Genomic DNA, 15750 nt, shown 5'->3' on the forward strand with positions numbered 1-15750 from the left:
TCACTTCTCCTCCGGATCGAAGACGACGCGCGGATTTGCCCCCGCCTCGATCCGCGCCCTGACGCGGGAACCGATGGGCAGCGTCAGGGCGCCGACAACCGTGGCCATCATCCGCGGCCCCTCGTCAAGGTCGATGAGCGCCACGTTGTAGGAGCCTTCGCGCTTGCGATTGACCGTGATGGCATAGACCGTGCCGCCGCCGGAGGCTTCGACCCAGCCGAGATCGACCGCGCCAGAAGGTGCCATCACCTTCGGATAGAAGACGTATTCGCCCGTTTCGCGGCTGCGCTGGATCATGAAACGTCCCTCGGCCAGGAACCTCTCGTAAATCGCCTGCGGCCCGGCGGTTGCTTTTGCTGTATCGTCCATCATTCCCCTCCTCGGATGAGGATGCTGGCACGGCAGAACCACATCTGCCTCGTGCGCATACCCCATTTGCTAGTCATGCCGGCCAGAAGCCGGAGATGCCTCCACGTGCAGTTCCATCGCTTCCGGGAGGGTTGGCGCGGGGGGCCGGGCAACCTGCACGGTTCCAAGATCTGCAGCCCACGGCATCGCAACCTCCCATTGCAACGCAGGATCAACCATCAGACTGATTTTCGCATAAAGAATGGCTTTCGTCTATGAGAAAATGGTGTAGTCCGGCATGAACGATACGTCCGTGCCGTTAGGGGGCGGTCACATCATCCATGCCAGGCCGAGGCCAACTTCTACGCAGCTCTGGAAACTGAACCCTTGGCCGCGCAACCAACCGACATCAGGCTCCGGCAAACTCCGGGGCGCGTCAGTCCCTTTCGGACCCACAGAAAATATCACACTATCAAACCGTCGAATCAAACACCGAAGCGCCAAGCCAGCGCGTTCCGGTCCAGCGCTCGCCCTGCACCTGTTTGCGCATCAACTCGCGCAGTAGCGACATTACCGCCGCGCAAGCATGGCTTGAGGCTTCGGCCAGCGGTCCCACCAGATACACCTCGCGCAGGCAGTCTGCGGCGTGCCAGCGGACGACTTTCAATGTGCCAGCCGCAGCTTCGCGCGCGACCGCATGCAAAGGAAGGATCGAGACGCCTTTCCCGCGTTCGACCAACTCCTTGATGTTCTGATAGGAATCCAGTTCGATATTCACGGCCAGCCTGATCCCTCTGGCGCGGGCCCAGCCTTCCAGAAGCTGGCGCAGCCCATGCGCCGGTCCGGGCAGGATCAGCGGCAGGTCCAAAAGCGCCGAGGCCTCGATCTCGGCCGAGATGTCGTGACCGGGCGGGACCAGCAGAACCAACTCTTCCTGCAGAAGGAGCTCTGATCGGAAACGCGCATCGGTGGCTGGCAGATAAAGCACGGCCAGGTCAACGCGGCCCTCGCGCAGCCAATCCAGCACGAAGCCGCTCATCGCCTCGGAGATGGTCAGCCTTACGCCGGGAAGCTGCGCCTTGGCCGCCAGCACCAGATCCGGTGACAGGATTCCGCCGATCGTGCCGGGCAAGCCCAGCCGCACGTCGCCTTGCGGCTCGCGCCCAAGGTTGCGGATGTCGTCTTCCAGCCGCGACATGTCGATCAGAAGACGCCTTGCCCGTGCCAGCAGCATCTCTCCCGCTTCGGTCAGCTTCACCCCGCGCGCGCCGCGCAGCAGAAGTTTGGTGCCCAGATGCTCCTCCATGTTGCGCAGATGCAGCGACAACGCGGGCTGGGCGACGTTCAGCCGCTGCGCCGCCGCCGAGATCGACCCCGTCTCGGCAATCGCCTGAAAGTAGCGCAGCTGTCGCAGATCCACCGACGGCCCTCCTTCTTGTTCAATCCATCATATTTCGGTATGGCTGTAGTCGCAATTATATATTTGTGCGATGTGTCGCCCATCCGCTAACTGCATGGCATCCACAAAGAGGAGCAGACAGGTGATCGAGACCAGCGAAGGGTCATTCCAGGACATCCGCGATGCGGTGCGCGCACTCTGCGTGCAGTTTCCCGATGCGTATCACCGCCGGATTGACGAGGAGCGCGGCTATCCCGAAGAGTTTGTGGAGGCGCTGACCCGGGCGGGGTGGATGGCGGCCATGATCCCTGAGGAATACGGCGGTTCGGGGCTGGGGCTTGCAGGAGCCTCAGTCATCATGGAGGAAATCAACCGCTCGGGCGGCAATTCCGGTGCCTGCCATGGCCAGATGTACAACATGAACACCCTGGTCCGGCATGGGTCCGAGGAACAGCGCCGCCTCTATCTGCCGAAGATCGCCGCTGGCGAATTGCGGTTGCAGTCGATGGGGGTGACCGAACCGACGACGGGCACCGACACCACGAAGATCAAGACCACCGCCGTCCGCAAGGGCGACCGTTATGTGATCAATGGCCAAAAGGTCTGGATCAGCCGGGTGCAGCATTCGGATCTGATGATCTTGCTGGCCCGCACCACCCCGCTGGCCGAGGTGGCGAAGAAATCCGAGGGCCTGTCGATCTTCCTTGTCGACATCAAGGCGGCGATGGGCGCGGGCATGGCGGTGCGCCCGATCCCGAACATGGTCAACCACGAGACCAACGAATTGTTCTTCGACAATCTGGAGATCCCGGTCGAGAACCTGATCGGCGAAGAGGGCAAGGGGTTCAAGTACATCCTGACCGGGCTGAACGCCGAGCGGACGCTGATCGCGGCCGAATGCATCGGCGACGGTTACTGGTTCACCGAACGGGTCGCGAAATATGTCTCGGAGCGCGAGGTCTTCGGCCGGCCGATCGGCAAGAACCAGGGCGTGCAATTCCCGATCGCCGAGGCCTTCATCGAGGTCGAGGCCGCGAACCTGATGCGGTGGGAGGCCTGCCGGCGCTATGACGCGGGGCTTGAGTGCGGGGCACAGGCGAACATGGCCAAGTATCTGGCCGCAAAGGCCAGCTGGGAGGCCGCGAATGCCTGCATCCAGTTCCACGGCGGCTTCGGCTTTGCCTGCGAATATGATGTGGAACGCAAGTTCCGCGAGACCCGGCTCTATCAGGTCGCCCCGATCTCGACCAACCTGATCCTCAGCTATGTCGCCGAGCATATCCTCGGCATGCCGAGGTCGTTCTGATGGGCCTGCCGCTTCAGGGAGTGAAGGTCGTCGCCATCGAACAGGCCGTGGCCGCGCCCTTTGCCACGGCGCGTCTGGCCGATGCCGGGGCAGAGGTGATCAAGATCGAACGGCCCGAGGGCGATTTCGCCCGCGGCTATGACGATGTGGCCAGGGGCCAGTCGAGCTATTTCGTCTGGCTGAACCGCGGCAAGACCTCGGTGACGCTGGACCTCGGCTCGGACCGGGGCAAGGCCGAGCTGGCGCGACTGATCGGCGGCGCCGATGTGCTGGTCCAGAACCTGAGGCGCGGCGCGCTGGCGCGGCTGGGCTTTCCGGCCGAGCGGCTGGCGCGGGACTTTCCCCGGCTCATCACCTGCTCGATTTCCGGCTATGGCAATGACGGGCCAATGGCCGACCGCAAGGCCTATGACCTGTTGATCCAGGCCGAGTCGGGGCTCTGCTCGATCACCGGCGGGCCTTCCGAACCGGCGCGGGTGGGCATATCGCTGGTCGATATCGCGACAGGTGCGACCGCCTATTCGGCCATCCTCGAAGCGCTGATCGGCCGCGGCGTCACCGGGAAAGGGGCTGCGATCTCGGTCTCGATGTTCGATGTCATGGCCGACTGGTTGACCGTGCCGCTGCTGAATCACGAAGGCGGAAAGAGCCCCCGGCGCATCGGCATGGCGCATCCCTCGATCGCCCCCTATGGCGTCTTCACCGCCCGCGACGGTGCGCCGATCCTGATCGCGGTGCAGAGCGACCGCGAATGGCGGGCCCTCGCCCAAGCATTTCTGGGGGATCCGGCGCTTGGCACCGACCCGCGCTTTGCCACCAATGTCGCCCGCGTCGCCAACCGCGCGGAGACCGATGCCGCGGTCGCCAGGGCTTTTGCCAGCCGCGACGGGGCTGACGCGATCGAGGCTCTTCTGGCTGCGGGTATCGCGCTGGCCTCGGTCAATGACATGGAAAAGCTGTCGCACCACCCGCATCTGCGCCGGGTGACCGTCGCCACGCCGAACGGCCCGGTGCAGATTCCTGCGCCCGCGCCCATCTTTTCGGGCGAGGACCGCAGCTATGGCCCCGTCCCGCCGCTTCAGCCCCTTGCCGAGGCATGATGACATGATCGCGCTCGACCTTGTCCATCTGCGCCAATGGATCGGCCGCGAGGAGACGCGGGCCGAGCGGCTGACCACCGCAATCGCCGCGCGGTTCAACGCCACCTTCGACCGCACAGAAACCGCGACGGAAGGCGAACCGGCCCCGGACCTGATCCACCTCTGCCTCGCCCCCGACATCGCGCCGACCTCGACGCTCGGCCCCGACGGCCACCCGGCCCGGGGCGGTTTCCTGCCGCCCGTGCCCCTGCCGCGCCGCATGTGGGCGGGCAGCCATTTCCGCTTTCACGAAGACATCCGGATCGGTCACATGGTCACCCGCCGCTCGGTGGTCCGCGATGTGACCGCCAAGCAAGGCCGCAGCGGCCCCCTGTGCCTCGTCACGGTCGAGCATCGCATCGACAGCGACGGTGCGCTTGCCGTTACCGAACGCCAGGACATCATCTATCGCGCAGCCGGTCCCGCTGCGCCCCCCTCTGCTGCGCCTCCCGCTGCCGAGGCCGCGCCAGAGGGCCGGTATCGCCGGGCGATCGACGCAAGCCCGACGCTGCTGTTCCGCTACTCGGCGCTGACCTTCAACGGCCACCGGATCCATTACGACGCCCCCTATGCCCGGGCGGAGGAGGGCTATCCGGGGCTGGTCGTGCACGGGCCGCTGCAGGCCACGCTCCTGCTGCAATTCGCCGAAGCGCTGCGCGGAAAGCGCCCCGCGCAGATCGGCTTTCGCGGCCTTTCCCCCCTCTTCGACACCGCCGGCTTCACCCTGAATGCGCAGGACGAGGGGGACGGATTGCGGCTCTGGACCGCGGCCGAGGGCGGGCCGGTGGCGATGGAGGCGCGGGCGGAATGGTGACCCCTGACCGTATCGCCCCCGACCGTATGGCGACTGTCCGCGCCCCGCTGTTCGTGCCCGCCGACCGGCCCGAACGCTTCGGCAAAGCGGCGGCCTCGGGGGCGGATGCGGTGATCCTCGATCTGGAGGATGCCGTGGCCCCCACCGCCAAGGCCGCCGCCCGCGCTATGCTGCGCCGTGATTTCACCACCCTGCCGGTGATCCTGCGCATCAATGCCGCCGGGACAGCCTGGCATGCAGACGACCTTGCGGCGGCGGCGGCGCTTCGCCCCTCGGCCGTCATGGTTCCCAAGGCCGAGGCACCCGACGATCTCAGGCGCATCGTGGCCGCGTTGGCCGACATACCCTTGGTCGCCCTTGTCGAAACCGCCCGCGGCCTTGCGCAATGCCGGGCGATTGCCGTTGTGCCGGGCGTCATCCGTCTTGCCTTCGGTTCGGTCGACTTCTGCGCCGATCTTCGCTGCGCGCATACCCCCGAGGTGCTGCTGCCTGCACGCTCCGAACTGGTGCTCGCCTCGCGTCTTGGCGATCTGCCGGGGCCGCTCGACGGGGTGACCACCTTGCTGGACGACGCGACCGAAACGGCGCGCGACGCGGGGCGCGCGCGTGATCTGGGGATGGGCGGCAAGCTGTGCATCCATCCCCGCCAGATCGAACACGTGCTGGCCGCCTTTGCCCCTACGGCCGAACAGATCGACTGGGCCAGACGCGTTCTGGCCAGCGGCGATGGCGCGGTCCAACTTGGCGGCACCATGGTGGACGAACCCGTCCGCCAGCGGGCGCGCGCCATCCTTGCCGAAGCTGCGGCCCCCGAAAACCGCCGCGCCGCCGGCTTTCATGGCGACAGCGCAGGGTGACACCCGACCGAGGAGCGCCAGACCGGCAGCCGGGAGGTTGCCGGACGGCGCCAACGGGCGGTCATCCTAGACGGCGGCCTGCGTCACCAGCTTTGAAATCAGATATGAGTTGATGGCTTCCGAGCCGCCCTCAGACCCGTAACCGGAGTCCTTGACCCCACCAAGCGGGAGTTCCGGCAATCCCAGAAGGGTGTGGTTGATTGCCAGCATGCCAACTTCAAGCTCGGTCTGAAACCTTTGCGAATTGCGGATCGACGAGGTGAACGCATAAGCTGCAAGGCCATAGGGAAGGCGGTTCGCTTCAGCGATCGCCTCGTCGATCGTATCGAAGGGCGACAGCATCGCGACCGGCCCGAAGGGTTCCTCGTTCTGGATGCGCGATGAAAGACTGACATCGGTGAGAACGGTCGGGGCTTGAAAGAACCCGGCCCGCGGTGCCGCATCGCCCTCGACCAGCACCTGCGCCCCCTCGCTCACTGCCTCCTGGATAAGGCCGGCGACGGCCTTGACCCGGCGCTCGCTGACCAGCGGGCCCATTGCCGTGGCCGGTTCGAGCCCCGATCCGGTCCGCACCTTTTTCACATGCTCGGCCAGCGCCGCGGCGAAGCGGTCGTAGATGCCCCGCTGGACCAGCACGCGCGTGGGCGAGATGCAGACCTGCCCCGCATTGCGGAGCTTGAAACCCGCAACGGCCGCGACCGCCGCCTCGACATTCGCGTCCTCGCAGACGATGACCGGATTGTGGCCGCCCAGTTCCATCGTGATGCGCTTCATGTGTTTGCCGGCCAGGGCCGCAAGCTGTTTGCCCACAGGCACCGAGCCGGTGAAGGACACCTTGCGGATCACCGGATGTGGAATGAGATAGTTCGCGATGTCAGCCGGTTCGCCGTAAACGATGTTGAGAACGCCCGGCGGAAGCCCGGCGTCCAGAAGCGCTTGTGCAAGTGCCGCAGGCGAAGCCGGCGTGTCTTCGGGCGGCTTGGCGACAACGGTGCAGCCGACGGCCAGCGCGGCACCAAGTTTGCGCACCAGTTGCGACATCGGGAAATTCCATGGCGTGAAGGCCACGACCGGACCCACCGGCTGCTTGAGCACCATCTGGGTCACGTTCGGCGAACGCGCCGGAATCACCTGCCCATAGGCGCGCTGGCCTTCGCCGGCGAACCAGTCGAGCAGATCGGCGGACGACATCACCTCGGCGCGCGCCTCGGCAAGGGGCTTGCCCATTTCCATCGTCATGCACGGCGCGAGGGTATCGGCGCGCTCGCGCAGCAGCACGGCCGCCTGACGCAGGATGCTGCCGCGCGCATAGGCGCCGGCATCCCGCCAGGCCGCGAAGGCGCTGCCCGCGGCCTGCACCGCCTCCTCCAGATCGGCAGGTTCGGCCATCGCATAATGGCCAATCACCTCTGCGGTTGCCGGATCATAAACGGCTGTTCGCTGCCCCAGCGCGCCATCGCGCCACCGTCCGTCGATCAGGAGTTGAGTATCAGGATAGGTCGTTTCCATGTTGGTCCCCCGGGCGCCCGCCTTCGTGGTGCCTTCAGTCAAGTCATTTACACACCGGCCAGAATTGCCCTGCCGACGATCTTGCCACCGGCGAGGCTGTTCAGCACGTCCTCAGCCTCGTCGAGCTTGTAACAGGTGGTGGGAATCGGCTTGATCGCGCCATTGCGGGCAAGCTGCATCAGTTCCGCGAACTCTCCGGGGGAGCCCGTATAGCTGCCGCGAATCGTGAGCGCGCGCACGGCGATCAGGGGAAGCGCCCAAGGGGCAGCCCCGCCGAACAGCCCGACGATGACATACGTTCCGCCCTTGCCCAGAGCGTCGAAGCCAAGCCCGGCCGTCGCCTCGGCGCCGACGAAGTCGATCGCCGCAAGGGGCGCCTCGCCGGCGGCGGCATGAATCTGCGCCACGGCATCCGCGGCGCGCGGATCGACCGCCGCACAGGCCCCCGCGGCAAGGGCGGACGCCCGCTTGACAGGGTCGATGTCGACGAAGACGGGCGCCTTGGCACCCAGCGCCTGCAACAGTTGCGCGCACATCAGCCCAAGGCCGCCAGCGCCGATCACCAGAAGCGCATGGTCCTTCAGTGTGCCCTCGACCTTCTTGAGCGCGGCGTAAGCCGTAAGCCCCGAACAGGCCAGCGGTGCGGCGTTTTCGGGTGGGATATCTCCGATCTCATGAAGATATTTCGGATGCGGCACCCGGATCTGCGTGGCATAACCGCCATCGACATGCATGCCGAGAAACTGCGGTTTCATGCACAATTGCTCCTGGCCCGAGGCACAGATCGCGCAGGTGCCACAGCCGATCCAGGGATAGACCACATATTTCTTTCCCCTGTCGAGCGTGCCGACATCCGGGCCAGCGGCGACCACTTCCCCGACCGTTTCATGCCCCATCACCAGCGGCAACGCGATCCCGCGCTTGGAGAATTCCAGCTTGCGGCCGTGGCCAAGATCATACCCCCCCTCGCGGATATGCAGGTCGGTGTGACAGACGCCGGCGGCGGTCACGGACAAGATGACCTCCGTTCCGCGAGGGGTCATGTCCGGCCTGTCGTCTGGACGCAGGGGTTGACCGAATTCATGAACACATTGGCAATGCATGATGTTTTCCTCCCTTACAGCTCATCAATGATGTAGCTTTTGGATTTGCAGTTGCTGGAATGGGGCGGAAAGCACCGCTCGTTTCCGGACGATCGACGCTTTCCGCCTTTCCCAGGAATATTTCGACCCACCGCTCCCGCACCGTTCAGAAGAACTTCGCGAGCCGGAGGGTCAGCGTTGCGTCGCGCTCGAACGTATTCTGCGCGTCCACATCGTGCCCGACTTCCATCAGGAACTGCGTTGTCGGGTCGAGCATCTGGGACCAGGCCACCCGAACGGTGGTGGATTCCACGTCCGCGCCCTTGATGCTTCCCACCGTTTCGGCACCCCCCCAACTTGTCGTGGCCCCAAGCGAAAGCGTCGTCCTGTCGCTCGCATTGTAGTTGATCCAGCCGAGCGCGGTATAGCTCGGATCCTTCTCGACATTCGCTCCACCAAGGCCATCCTCGTTGTCACCGTAGACCGTGACGTCGCCCACAAGATCCACCGACCATTTGGGGGCAATATTGAACACGAAGCCTGGCTGAATGGCGACGGACCATCGGTTGGAGCCCAACCCAAGCTCAGTGGTAGAATAGTCGCCGGTCGGCATGGTGAGATAGGTGGCGATGGCGAAATAGCGTCCGTTTTCGGGATCGTTCAGCGGCCAGATCGTACCGACAAGAGTCGTGTCCCCGAAGGAGAGGTCCTTGGTGCCAACGGCGGTTCCGCCGATGCTCATGTTGTCCAGCCCCCCGAAGGGTTGCAGCACGTTCACGTCGGCACGCATTCCCCCGAGGTCGAAATAGTAGACATAGCGAAGAAGGCCCACGTTCGTGTCGAGGCTCGACCCCGCCACTTCGTCGCCATTGCCGTCAACCAAAGTGTCTGAGGTGCTGCCAAGATAATATGCCAATCCAAGCTGCGTTCCCGCGGGTGCGGGCACGAAGTCACGCGGCTGCGCGTCCCACCCATACGCGGCGGTCCCCGTCATTAGACACTGGGCAGCAAGCCCGGCCGCTACGATTGCGGAATACCGAACATTCTTTCCTGGCTTCGACATCATCATTTCCTCCCTATTGATTTCCATTCTCTCAACGTGGCCCGTAGCGCCACAACTCTCCGAGGCGGAATGCGCTTTCCGACTGTCCCGATTGTTGACTGCCGACAGGCAAGCTGCCGGCAGTTCTCAGGTTCTCAGGATTGCGCCTTCGCGGTGGACCCGGAACGGTCAGTTGGCCGTGTAGCCACCATCGACCACCAGTTCCGCACCGTGCACGAACGAGGCCTCATCCGAGGCAAGGAACAGAACGGCGTTCGATACCTCGCCCGGCTGGCAGGGCCGGTCGAAGAGTGTCGCCCCCATGATCGCCTTGCGGGTCGCGGCATCGCCGTGCAGCAGATCCTTGGTCATTGGCGTGTCGATGACACCGGGATGGACCGAGTTCACCCGGATGCCGAACTGGATCAGATCGACCGCGCAGGATTTGGTCATCAGCCGCACCGCGCCCTTGGAGGTGATATAGGCCCCGGCCATGGCCGCCCCGACGATGCCATAGATCGACGAGATGTTGATGATCGAGGCCTTGCCCGATTCCTTCATCAGCGGCACCGCAGCGCGGATGCCCAGATAGACACCCTTCACGTTGATGTTCATCGTCCGGTCGAATTCCTCGGGCGAGGTTTCGTGCAGCGGCTTCAGAATCAGGATACCCGCGTTGTTCACCAGAATGTCCAGCCGCCCGGCCTTTTGCCGAACCGTCGCGATGGCGTTGTTCCAGTCGTCCTCGCTGGCCACGTCATGCTTGATGAAGTCTGCTTTGCCCCCGGCCGCCACGATGCCCTTGGCCACCGCTTCGCCTGCCGCTACGTCGCGGTCGGTGACAAAGACATGCGCACCCTCGCGCGCCAGAAGTTCGGAGTGGGTCTTGCCCATCCCCATCGCAGCGCCCGTCACGAGGGCGACTTTTCCAGATACACGTCCCATAGACTCTCTCCCTTAATTTTTCGGCTTTCGTCGAAGTAATCTGTGGCCGGGAGGGCACTATCTCCCCCCCGGCCAGCGCGTCAGGTTGAGGCCTTCTCGCGGTCGAAGATCATGGTCTCATAGCCACCATCCTTAACCGCGTCGATCGCAGCGCGGTAATTGCCGAGGCCCGCCAAGTAGAACATGACGGCATTCTTCTTGCCAGGAATGTTGGCACCGAAGATCCAGCTGTCAGCTTTCGGGAACAGGGTCATGTCGGCAATCGTGCGGCACAGGGCGACCCATTCGTCGCGGGCAGCCTCGGTCGGCTCGATGCTCTTCAGACCCTTGGCCTCCATCATCTTGATGGTGTCCGAAAACCATTCGACCTGCGTCTCGATGCTGGGCGGCAGGTTTGTGAAGGGGCCGTTCGGGCCAAGTATCATGAAGAGATTCGGGAAATCCGTCTCCATCATGCCCAGATAGCCCAAGGGGCCGTCCTTCCACTTGTCGCGCATGGTGACGCCGCCGCGGCCGCGCAGGTCCATCCTCGTGTAGTTGCCGTCCACCGCGTCAAAGCCGGTGGCGAAGATCACCACGTCCAGCTCATGCTCGGCGCCGCTTGCCAGACGGATGCCGGTCGGGGTGAACTCCGCGATCGGATCGGCTTTCACATCGGCCAGAGTGACGTTGGGGCGGTTGTAGACCCCGTAGTAGTCGTTCCCGCACAAGGGCCGCTTGGCGTAGAGGTCGGTCGGCGTCAGCTTCCTCGCGGTCTCGGGATCCTTCACGATCTGCCCGATCTTCTTCTTGATGAAGTCGGCCGCCGCGTCATTGGCGATCTGGCTGGTCGCGATGTCGCAGAAGGTGCCGAACATGAAGTAGAAGCCGCCGCCGCGCTGCCATGCCGCCTCGAACACGCGCTCGCGTTCCTCGGGCGTGGCTGTTTCCGCAGGGATGGTGCTTTCCTCGAAGCCGAACGCCACGGCCGACGATTTCACCTGTTTCCAGATGTCGTCATAGCTGGCCTTCTGCGCGGCGATCGTCGCCTCGTCCTGCGGCGTGTTGCCGATCGGCACGACATATTGCGGCGAACGCTGGAACACCGTCAGGTGTTTCGCGATGGGGGCGGTGGCGGTGATCACCTGAGTCCCGGTCGAGCCGGTGCCGATGATGCCCACGCGCTTGCCCTTCAGGTCGATCCCCTCCGGCCAGGCGCCGGTGTGCAGGATCTGTCCCTTGAAGCTGTCGATGCCCTTGAACTTGGGCAGGTTCGTCGCCGACAGCAGGCCAAGACCGGTGATGAGGTATTTCGCCGTGACGGTCTGTCCCTTGTCGGTGGTCACATGCCAGAGCCCGGTTTCCTCGTCGAAACGGGCTGCGGTGACGCGGGTGTTGAACTCGTAGCTGCGGCGCAGATCGTAGGTATCCGCAACCTCGTTCATGTAGGCGAGGATCTCGGGCTGGGTCAGGTAGCGGGTCTTCCAGCGGCCTTTCTGCAGCAATTCGCCGCTGAAGGAATAGCGGTAGACGAAGCTTTCCGTGTCCGACAAGGCGCCCGGATAGCGGTTCCAGAACCAGGTGCCGCCGACATCGCCGGCGCTGTCATAGGCCTTGACGTTCAGGCCCTGCTCATTGCGAAGTTTGTAAACGGAGTAGAGGCCGCCGAAGCCCGCGCCGACGACGACAGCATCGAAATCGGCCCCTTTGGTCTTGGTGGTTTCAAGAGTCTCGGTCATGTTTCTCTTCCCATATCATGGCTCCGAAGCCCCGTGCGATACGGGCCTGGCGCCGGATTGATTGTCTTGACGCGTCAGGCCGCCCAGCGCCGCAATGCGACATCGGGTGGCGCAATCACAGCGCGCGATACCAGGTGGCGATGCGGGCAATTTCCTGATCGGCCTCGGGCGCACGGCCCGCCAGCGACGGAAAGACGTGCTGCATGCCGGGAACCACCGAAAGCGTCGTCTTCACGCCCGCGGCCTTGGCCTTGGCGTGCAGCGCTTCCGAGTCGCTCTGCAGCGTCTCGGCGCTTCCGCAGGTGATGTAGAGCGGCGGGAAGCCGGTGAAGTCGTTTTCCAGCGGGTTGGCCAGCGGGTTCAGCGGGTCGGTCGCACCGCCCAGGAACATTCCCGACATCCCTTCCAGGATGGCACGGCTGACAAGAGCGTCCGTCCCGGCATTGGTTTCCAGCGTCTTGCCGCGCAGTGCCATGTCGAGCCAGGGCGAATAGGCGATGACGGCACCCGGCAGCGGCAGGCCAAGCTCGCGGAATTTGAGAACCGAGGCAACGGCAAGGTTGCCACCGGCACTGTCGCCCGCCGTCAGGATGTTCTTTGCATCAAAACCCTTGGCCAGCAGCGCCTTGTAGGCGGCCACGGCGTCTTCGATCTGGGCGGGGAAGGGGTGTTCCGGCGCACGGCGATAATGCAGGTTGCAGGCCGTCACGCCCAGAGCCTTGGCCAGATGCCCCACCATCTTGCGGTGGCTGTCGGCCGACCCCACGCAGAAACCGCCGCCATGGGTATAGAGAATCACGCGCTTGGTGTCGGCGCCCGCAGGCAGCGCCCAGATCGCCTCGACGCCGCCGACATGGTCGCTCTTGTAGGTGACGTTCTCGGGCTCCAGCGCGGGCTGGCCCCATTCATCGAACATGCTGCGCAGATTCAGGATCGAGAGATTCGGATTCGCGACCATCTGGTCGGTCCAACTCTGATAGAGCGCACGCAGTGTATCGGCTTCCTTGCTGATCGGCATATTTCTCCTCCCAGAGACAGGTTTGTCTTGCAGGTCCGCGTCATCTCGACCGAGATCCCAATCGGCACAGGCCGGTCGCGGATCGCCCTCCAATTCTTTGAGCCTAGAACCGCTGCAGTGGCCTGTATTGGATAATCTTGCTCGGTTCATTGTGTATTCTTGCTGCCCGGTCGAGGCGCGCGTCCGCGCGGCATGGGCTGGAACGCCGCCAGGCCGGGCCTTCCTGCAAGAAGCAATTCGTTCCTCGCGGACACGAAGCGTGCCGAAAGTGCCCATAAGAGCGGAAGAGACGCATGACTCGGCGTGACCTCGATCAAGCGGTTACTGCGTTCCGCGCCGGTGCGGTCGCGCACCCGGTGTTACGTTCGCATCACATGAGCGGAGAGGTGTTTATTCCGACAAGCGGATTATTGTTCAGCAGTCGGCGGTGAGGTGATATATTCCGCAGAGCGGAAAAGTATTCCGCGATATTGACAGAGACTTTAGCGCCTGCTACCCTAGATTCATATAGGGGCGGTCTGCCGAGGAGGGGCGAACGTGCGACCACGCAAGGAGCACGCAGAAAGCGATGGGCAGGACCGCGATTTCGTGGTCGCTCTTGCGCGGGGTCTCGAAATTCTTCGTGCCTTTCGGCGCGAGGGTGAGGCACTTGGCAACGGCGACTTCGCCATGCGCACCGGGTTGAGCAAGTCGACTGTCTCGCGCCTGACCTATACCCTCCACAAGCTCGACTATCTGAGCTGGAATCCCGACACTGCGCGCTATCAACTTGCGCCGCCGGTGCTTTCGCTGGGGTTTTCGTGCCTTGCTGGCATACCACTGCGCCAGATCGCAAAGCCCTATATGCAGGAACTTGCCGACCACACCGGGATGCCTGTCGCTCTGGCAAGCCCGGATCGCCTGACCATGGTTTATCTGGAGCGTTGCCGAGGAGAGAATGCGGTGACACTTGCCATCGAGGTCGGTGCCCATATCAAGATGGCAACCACCGCTGCAGGGCGCGCCTATCTTGCTGTCATCCCTCCCGAACAGCGTGCCGCGTTGTTCGAACAGTTTGTGCAGCACGAAGGGGCCGCCTGGCCGGAAGTCAGGCGCGGGATCGAGGCTGCGATCGAATGCTATCAGGAGCGTGGCTATTGCATGTCGCTCACTGAATGGAAGCCGGATGTCAATTCCGTCGCCGTGGCGCTTGCGCCGCGGGATGGCTCGCCGGTCATGGCCTTCAACTGTGGCGGGCCGTCCCAGACCCTGACGCGCGACTGGATTGAAAGCGATATCGCGCCCCGTCTTACCGAACTCGTCCGCCGCGTGTCGGCGGTGGCCCACTGAATTCAGGACTTCGAACATCATGTCACTAGACCCCGAAACGCTTGCACAATTTCTGGACACACTGGACCGCTTCGTGAAGGAGCGCCTGATCCCGAACGAGGAGCGGGTGGCGGAAGAGGATGCCATTCCACCCGCGCTGATCGCCGAAATCCGAGATATGGGACTTTTCGGCATGTCGATCCCCGAGGAGTTCGGCGGTCTGGGCCTGACGATGGCTGAAGAGGTTGCAGCAGCCTTCGTGCTGGGGCAGACGTCGCCTGTATTCCGCTCGCTCGTCGGCACAAACAACGGCATCGGCTCGCAGGGGATCATCATCGACGGCACGCCGGAGCAGAAGGCGACCTACCTGCCGAAGCTTGCAAGCGGTGAGATGATCGCCTCGTTCGCGCTGACGGAACCTGACGCAGGCTCTGACGCAGGCTCGGTGCGCACCTCGGCTCGCCGCGATGGGGACCATTTCGTCCTCAATGGCACGAAGCGTTTCATCACCAATGCTCCGCACGCCCATGTCTTCACGGTTTTCGCACGCACTGATCCAGCAACGACAAATGCCTCGGGAGTGTCCGCCTTTCTGGTCGAGGCCGGGACGCCGGGGCTGTCGGTCGGGCCGCATGACAGGAAAATGGGACAGAAGGGCTCGCACACCAGCGATGTCATCCTGCAAGACGTCCGCGTTCCTGCTGACAACATCATCGGCGGATCCGGCCGCGAGAACCAGGGTTTCAAGACCGCGATGAAGGTGTTGGATCGTGGTCGGCTGCACATCTCGGCGGTCTGTGTCGGGGCGGCGGAACGGCTGATCCGCGACAGCCTTGCCTATGCAATGGAGCGCAAGCAATTCGGGGAACCCATCGCCGGAAAGCAACTTGTGCAGGCGATGCTGGCCGACAGCCGCGCCGAGGCTTTTGCGGCACGCTGCATGATCGAGGAAACCGCGCGCCGCAAGGATGCCGGTGTCAATGTCTCCACTGATGCCGCCTGCTGCAAGATGTATGCCAGCGAGATGGTCGGTCGTGTCGCGGATCGCGCAGTGCAGATTCACGGCGGGGCGGGCTACATGGCCGACTATGCCGTCGAACGCTTCTACCGCGATGTCCGGTTGTTCCGGATTTACGAGGGAACCACCCAGATCCAGCAGATGGTCATCGCGCGGAACATGATCCGCGATGCCGCAGCCTGAATATTACGGAGCCTTGCAGTGAACTTCAACTTCCTTTGCCCCTCCAGGATCGTATGGCAGGCCG

14 protein-coding genes are annotated in these 15750 nt (G+C 63.8%); 6 read left to right on the plus strand and 8 right to left on the minus strand.

Annotation, left to right across the window (positions count from 1 at the left end; translation table 11 throughout):
• Together TQ29_RS18850 and TQ29_RS18855 are read right to left on the minus strand one after the other, a co-directional pair.
• On the minus strand, nucleotides 1–369 hold the full coding sequence (locus TQ29_RS18850; RefSeq protein WP_054540662.1) for a Zn-ribbon domain-containing OB-fold protein: 369 nt from the start codon (nucleotides 367–369) through the stop codon (nucleotides 1–3).
• Between the two features lie 451 nt (nucleotides 370–820).
• Nucleotides 821–1768 (minus strand): LysR family transcriptional regulator, encoded by a 948-nt coding sequence (locus TQ29_RS18855; protein ID WP_054540663.1) that lies wholly within the window; start codon nucleotides 1766–1768, stop codon nucleotides 821–823.
• 124 nt (nucleotides 1769–1892) lie between these two features.
• Between TQ29_RS18855 and TQ29_RS18860 the strand changes: the two genes are divergently transcribed.
• From TQ29_RS18860 to TQ29_RS18875, 4 genes are read left to right on the plus strand one after another with little or no spacing between them, the layout of a single operon-like run.
• Complete coding sequence (locus TQ29_RS18860) at nucleotides 1893–3053, plus strand: acyl-CoA dehydrogenase family protein (protein ID WP_369817432.1); 1161 nt, start codon at nucleotides 1893–1895, stop codon at nucleotides 3051–3053.
• Nucleotides 3053–4153 carry a CaiB/BaiF CoA-transferase family protein gene (locus TQ29_RS18865; RefSeq protein ID WP_054540665.1) on the plus strand — a complete coding sequence of 367 codons (1101 nt, stop codon included), beginning with the start codon at nucleotides 3053–3055 and terminating at the stop codon, nucleotides 4151–4153. The genes TQ29_RS18860 and TQ29_RS18865 overlap by 1 nt, the downstream gene beginning before the upstream one ends.
• Before the next feature lie 7 nt (nucleotides 4154–4160).
• Nucleotides 4161–5006 (plus strand): MaoC family dehydratase N-terminal domain-containing protein, encoded by an 846-nt coding sequence (locus TQ29_RS18870; protein ID WP_054540745.1) that lies wholly within the window; start codon nucleotides 4161–4163, stop codon nucleotides 5004–5006.
• Nucleotides 5000–5863, plus strand: a complete 864-nt coding sequence (locus TQ29_RS18875; RefSeq protein WP_082386786.1) for a CoA ester lyase — start codon at nucleotides 5000–5002, stop codon at nucleotides 5861–5863. Before TQ29_RS18870 ends, TQ29_RS18875 begins: the two co-directional genes overlap by 7 nt.
• A gap of 66 nt (nucleotides 5864–5929) precedes the next feature.
• On the opposite strand, the gene TQ29_RS18880 is transcribed toward TQ29_RS18875, so the two are convergent.
• The 6 genes from TQ29_RS18880 to TQ29_RS18905 all read right to left on the minus strand — a co-directional run bounded on the left by TQ29_RS18880 (nucleotide 5930) and on the right by TQ29_RS18905 (nucleotide 13177).
• Nucleotides 5930–7372, minus strand: a complete 1443-nt coding sequence (locus TQ29_RS18880) for an NAD-dependent succinate-semialdehyde dehydrogenase (RefSeq protein WP_054540667.1) — start codon at nucleotides 7370–7372, stop codon at nucleotides 5930–5932.
• A gap of 47 nt (nucleotides 7373–7419) precedes the next feature.
• Nucleotides 7420–8475: an alcohol dehydrogenase gene (locus TQ29_RS18885; RefSeq protein ID WP_054540668.1), complete on the minus strand. Its 1056-nt coding sequence runs from the start codon at nucleotides 8473–8475 to the stop codon at nucleotides 7420–7422.
• A gap of 145 nt (nucleotides 8476–8620) precedes the next feature.
• Nucleotides 8621–9370, minus strand: coding sequence for a transporter (locus TQ29_RS18890; RefSeq protein ID WP_162231846.1), 750 nt, complete (start codon nucleotides 9368–9370; stop codon nucleotides 8621–8623).
• A 315-nt stretch (nucleotides 9371–9685) separates the two neighbouring features.
• Nucleotides 9686–10441, minus strand: a complete 756-nt coding sequence (locus TQ29_RS18895) for a glucose 1-dehydrogenase (protein ID WP_054540670.1) — start codon at nucleotides 10439–10441, stop codon at nucleotides 9686–9688.
• Between the two features lie 80 nt (nucleotides 10442–10521).
• Nucleotides 10522–12159: an NAD(P)/FAD-dependent oxidoreductase gene (locus TQ29_RS18900; protein WP_054540671.1), complete on the minus strand. Its 1638-nt coding sequence runs from the start codon at nucleotides 12157–12159 to the stop codon at nucleotides 10522–10524.
• A 115-nt stretch (nucleotides 12160–12274) separates the two neighbouring features.
• Nucleotides 12275–13177, minus strand: a complete 903-nt coding sequence (locus tag TQ29_RS18905; RefSeq protein WP_054540672.1) for an alpha/beta hydrolase — start codon at nucleotides 13175–13177, stop codon at nucleotides 12275–12277.
• A 537-nt stretch (nucleotides 13178–13714) separates the two neighbouring features.
• Between TQ29_RS18905 and TQ29_RS18910 the strand changes: the two genes are divergently transcribed.
• Both TQ29_RS18910 and TQ29_RS18915 read left to right on the plus strand, forming a co-directional pair.
• A complete protein-coding gene (locus TQ29_RS18910) occupies nucleotides 13715–14506 on the plus strand; it encodes an IclR family transcriptional regulator (RefSeq protein WP_054540673.1) in 792 nt (263 codons plus the stop codon).
• Nucleotides 14507–14525: 19 nt separating this feature from the next.
• Nucleotides 14526–15686: an acyl-CoA dehydrogenase family protein gene (locus TQ29_RS18915; protein WP_054540674.1), complete on the plus strand. Its 1161-nt coding sequence runs from the start codon at nucleotides 14526–14528 to the stop codon at nucleotides 15684–15686.
• Nucleotides 15687–15750: the final 64 nt, after the last annotated feature.

The sequence above is a fragment of the Actibacterium sp. EMB200-NS6 genome, assembly GCF_001305615.1.
Lineage (GTDB): Bacteria > Pseudomonadota > Alphaproteobacteria > Rhodobacterales > Rhodobacteraceae > Actibacterium_A > Actibacterium_A naphthalenivorans.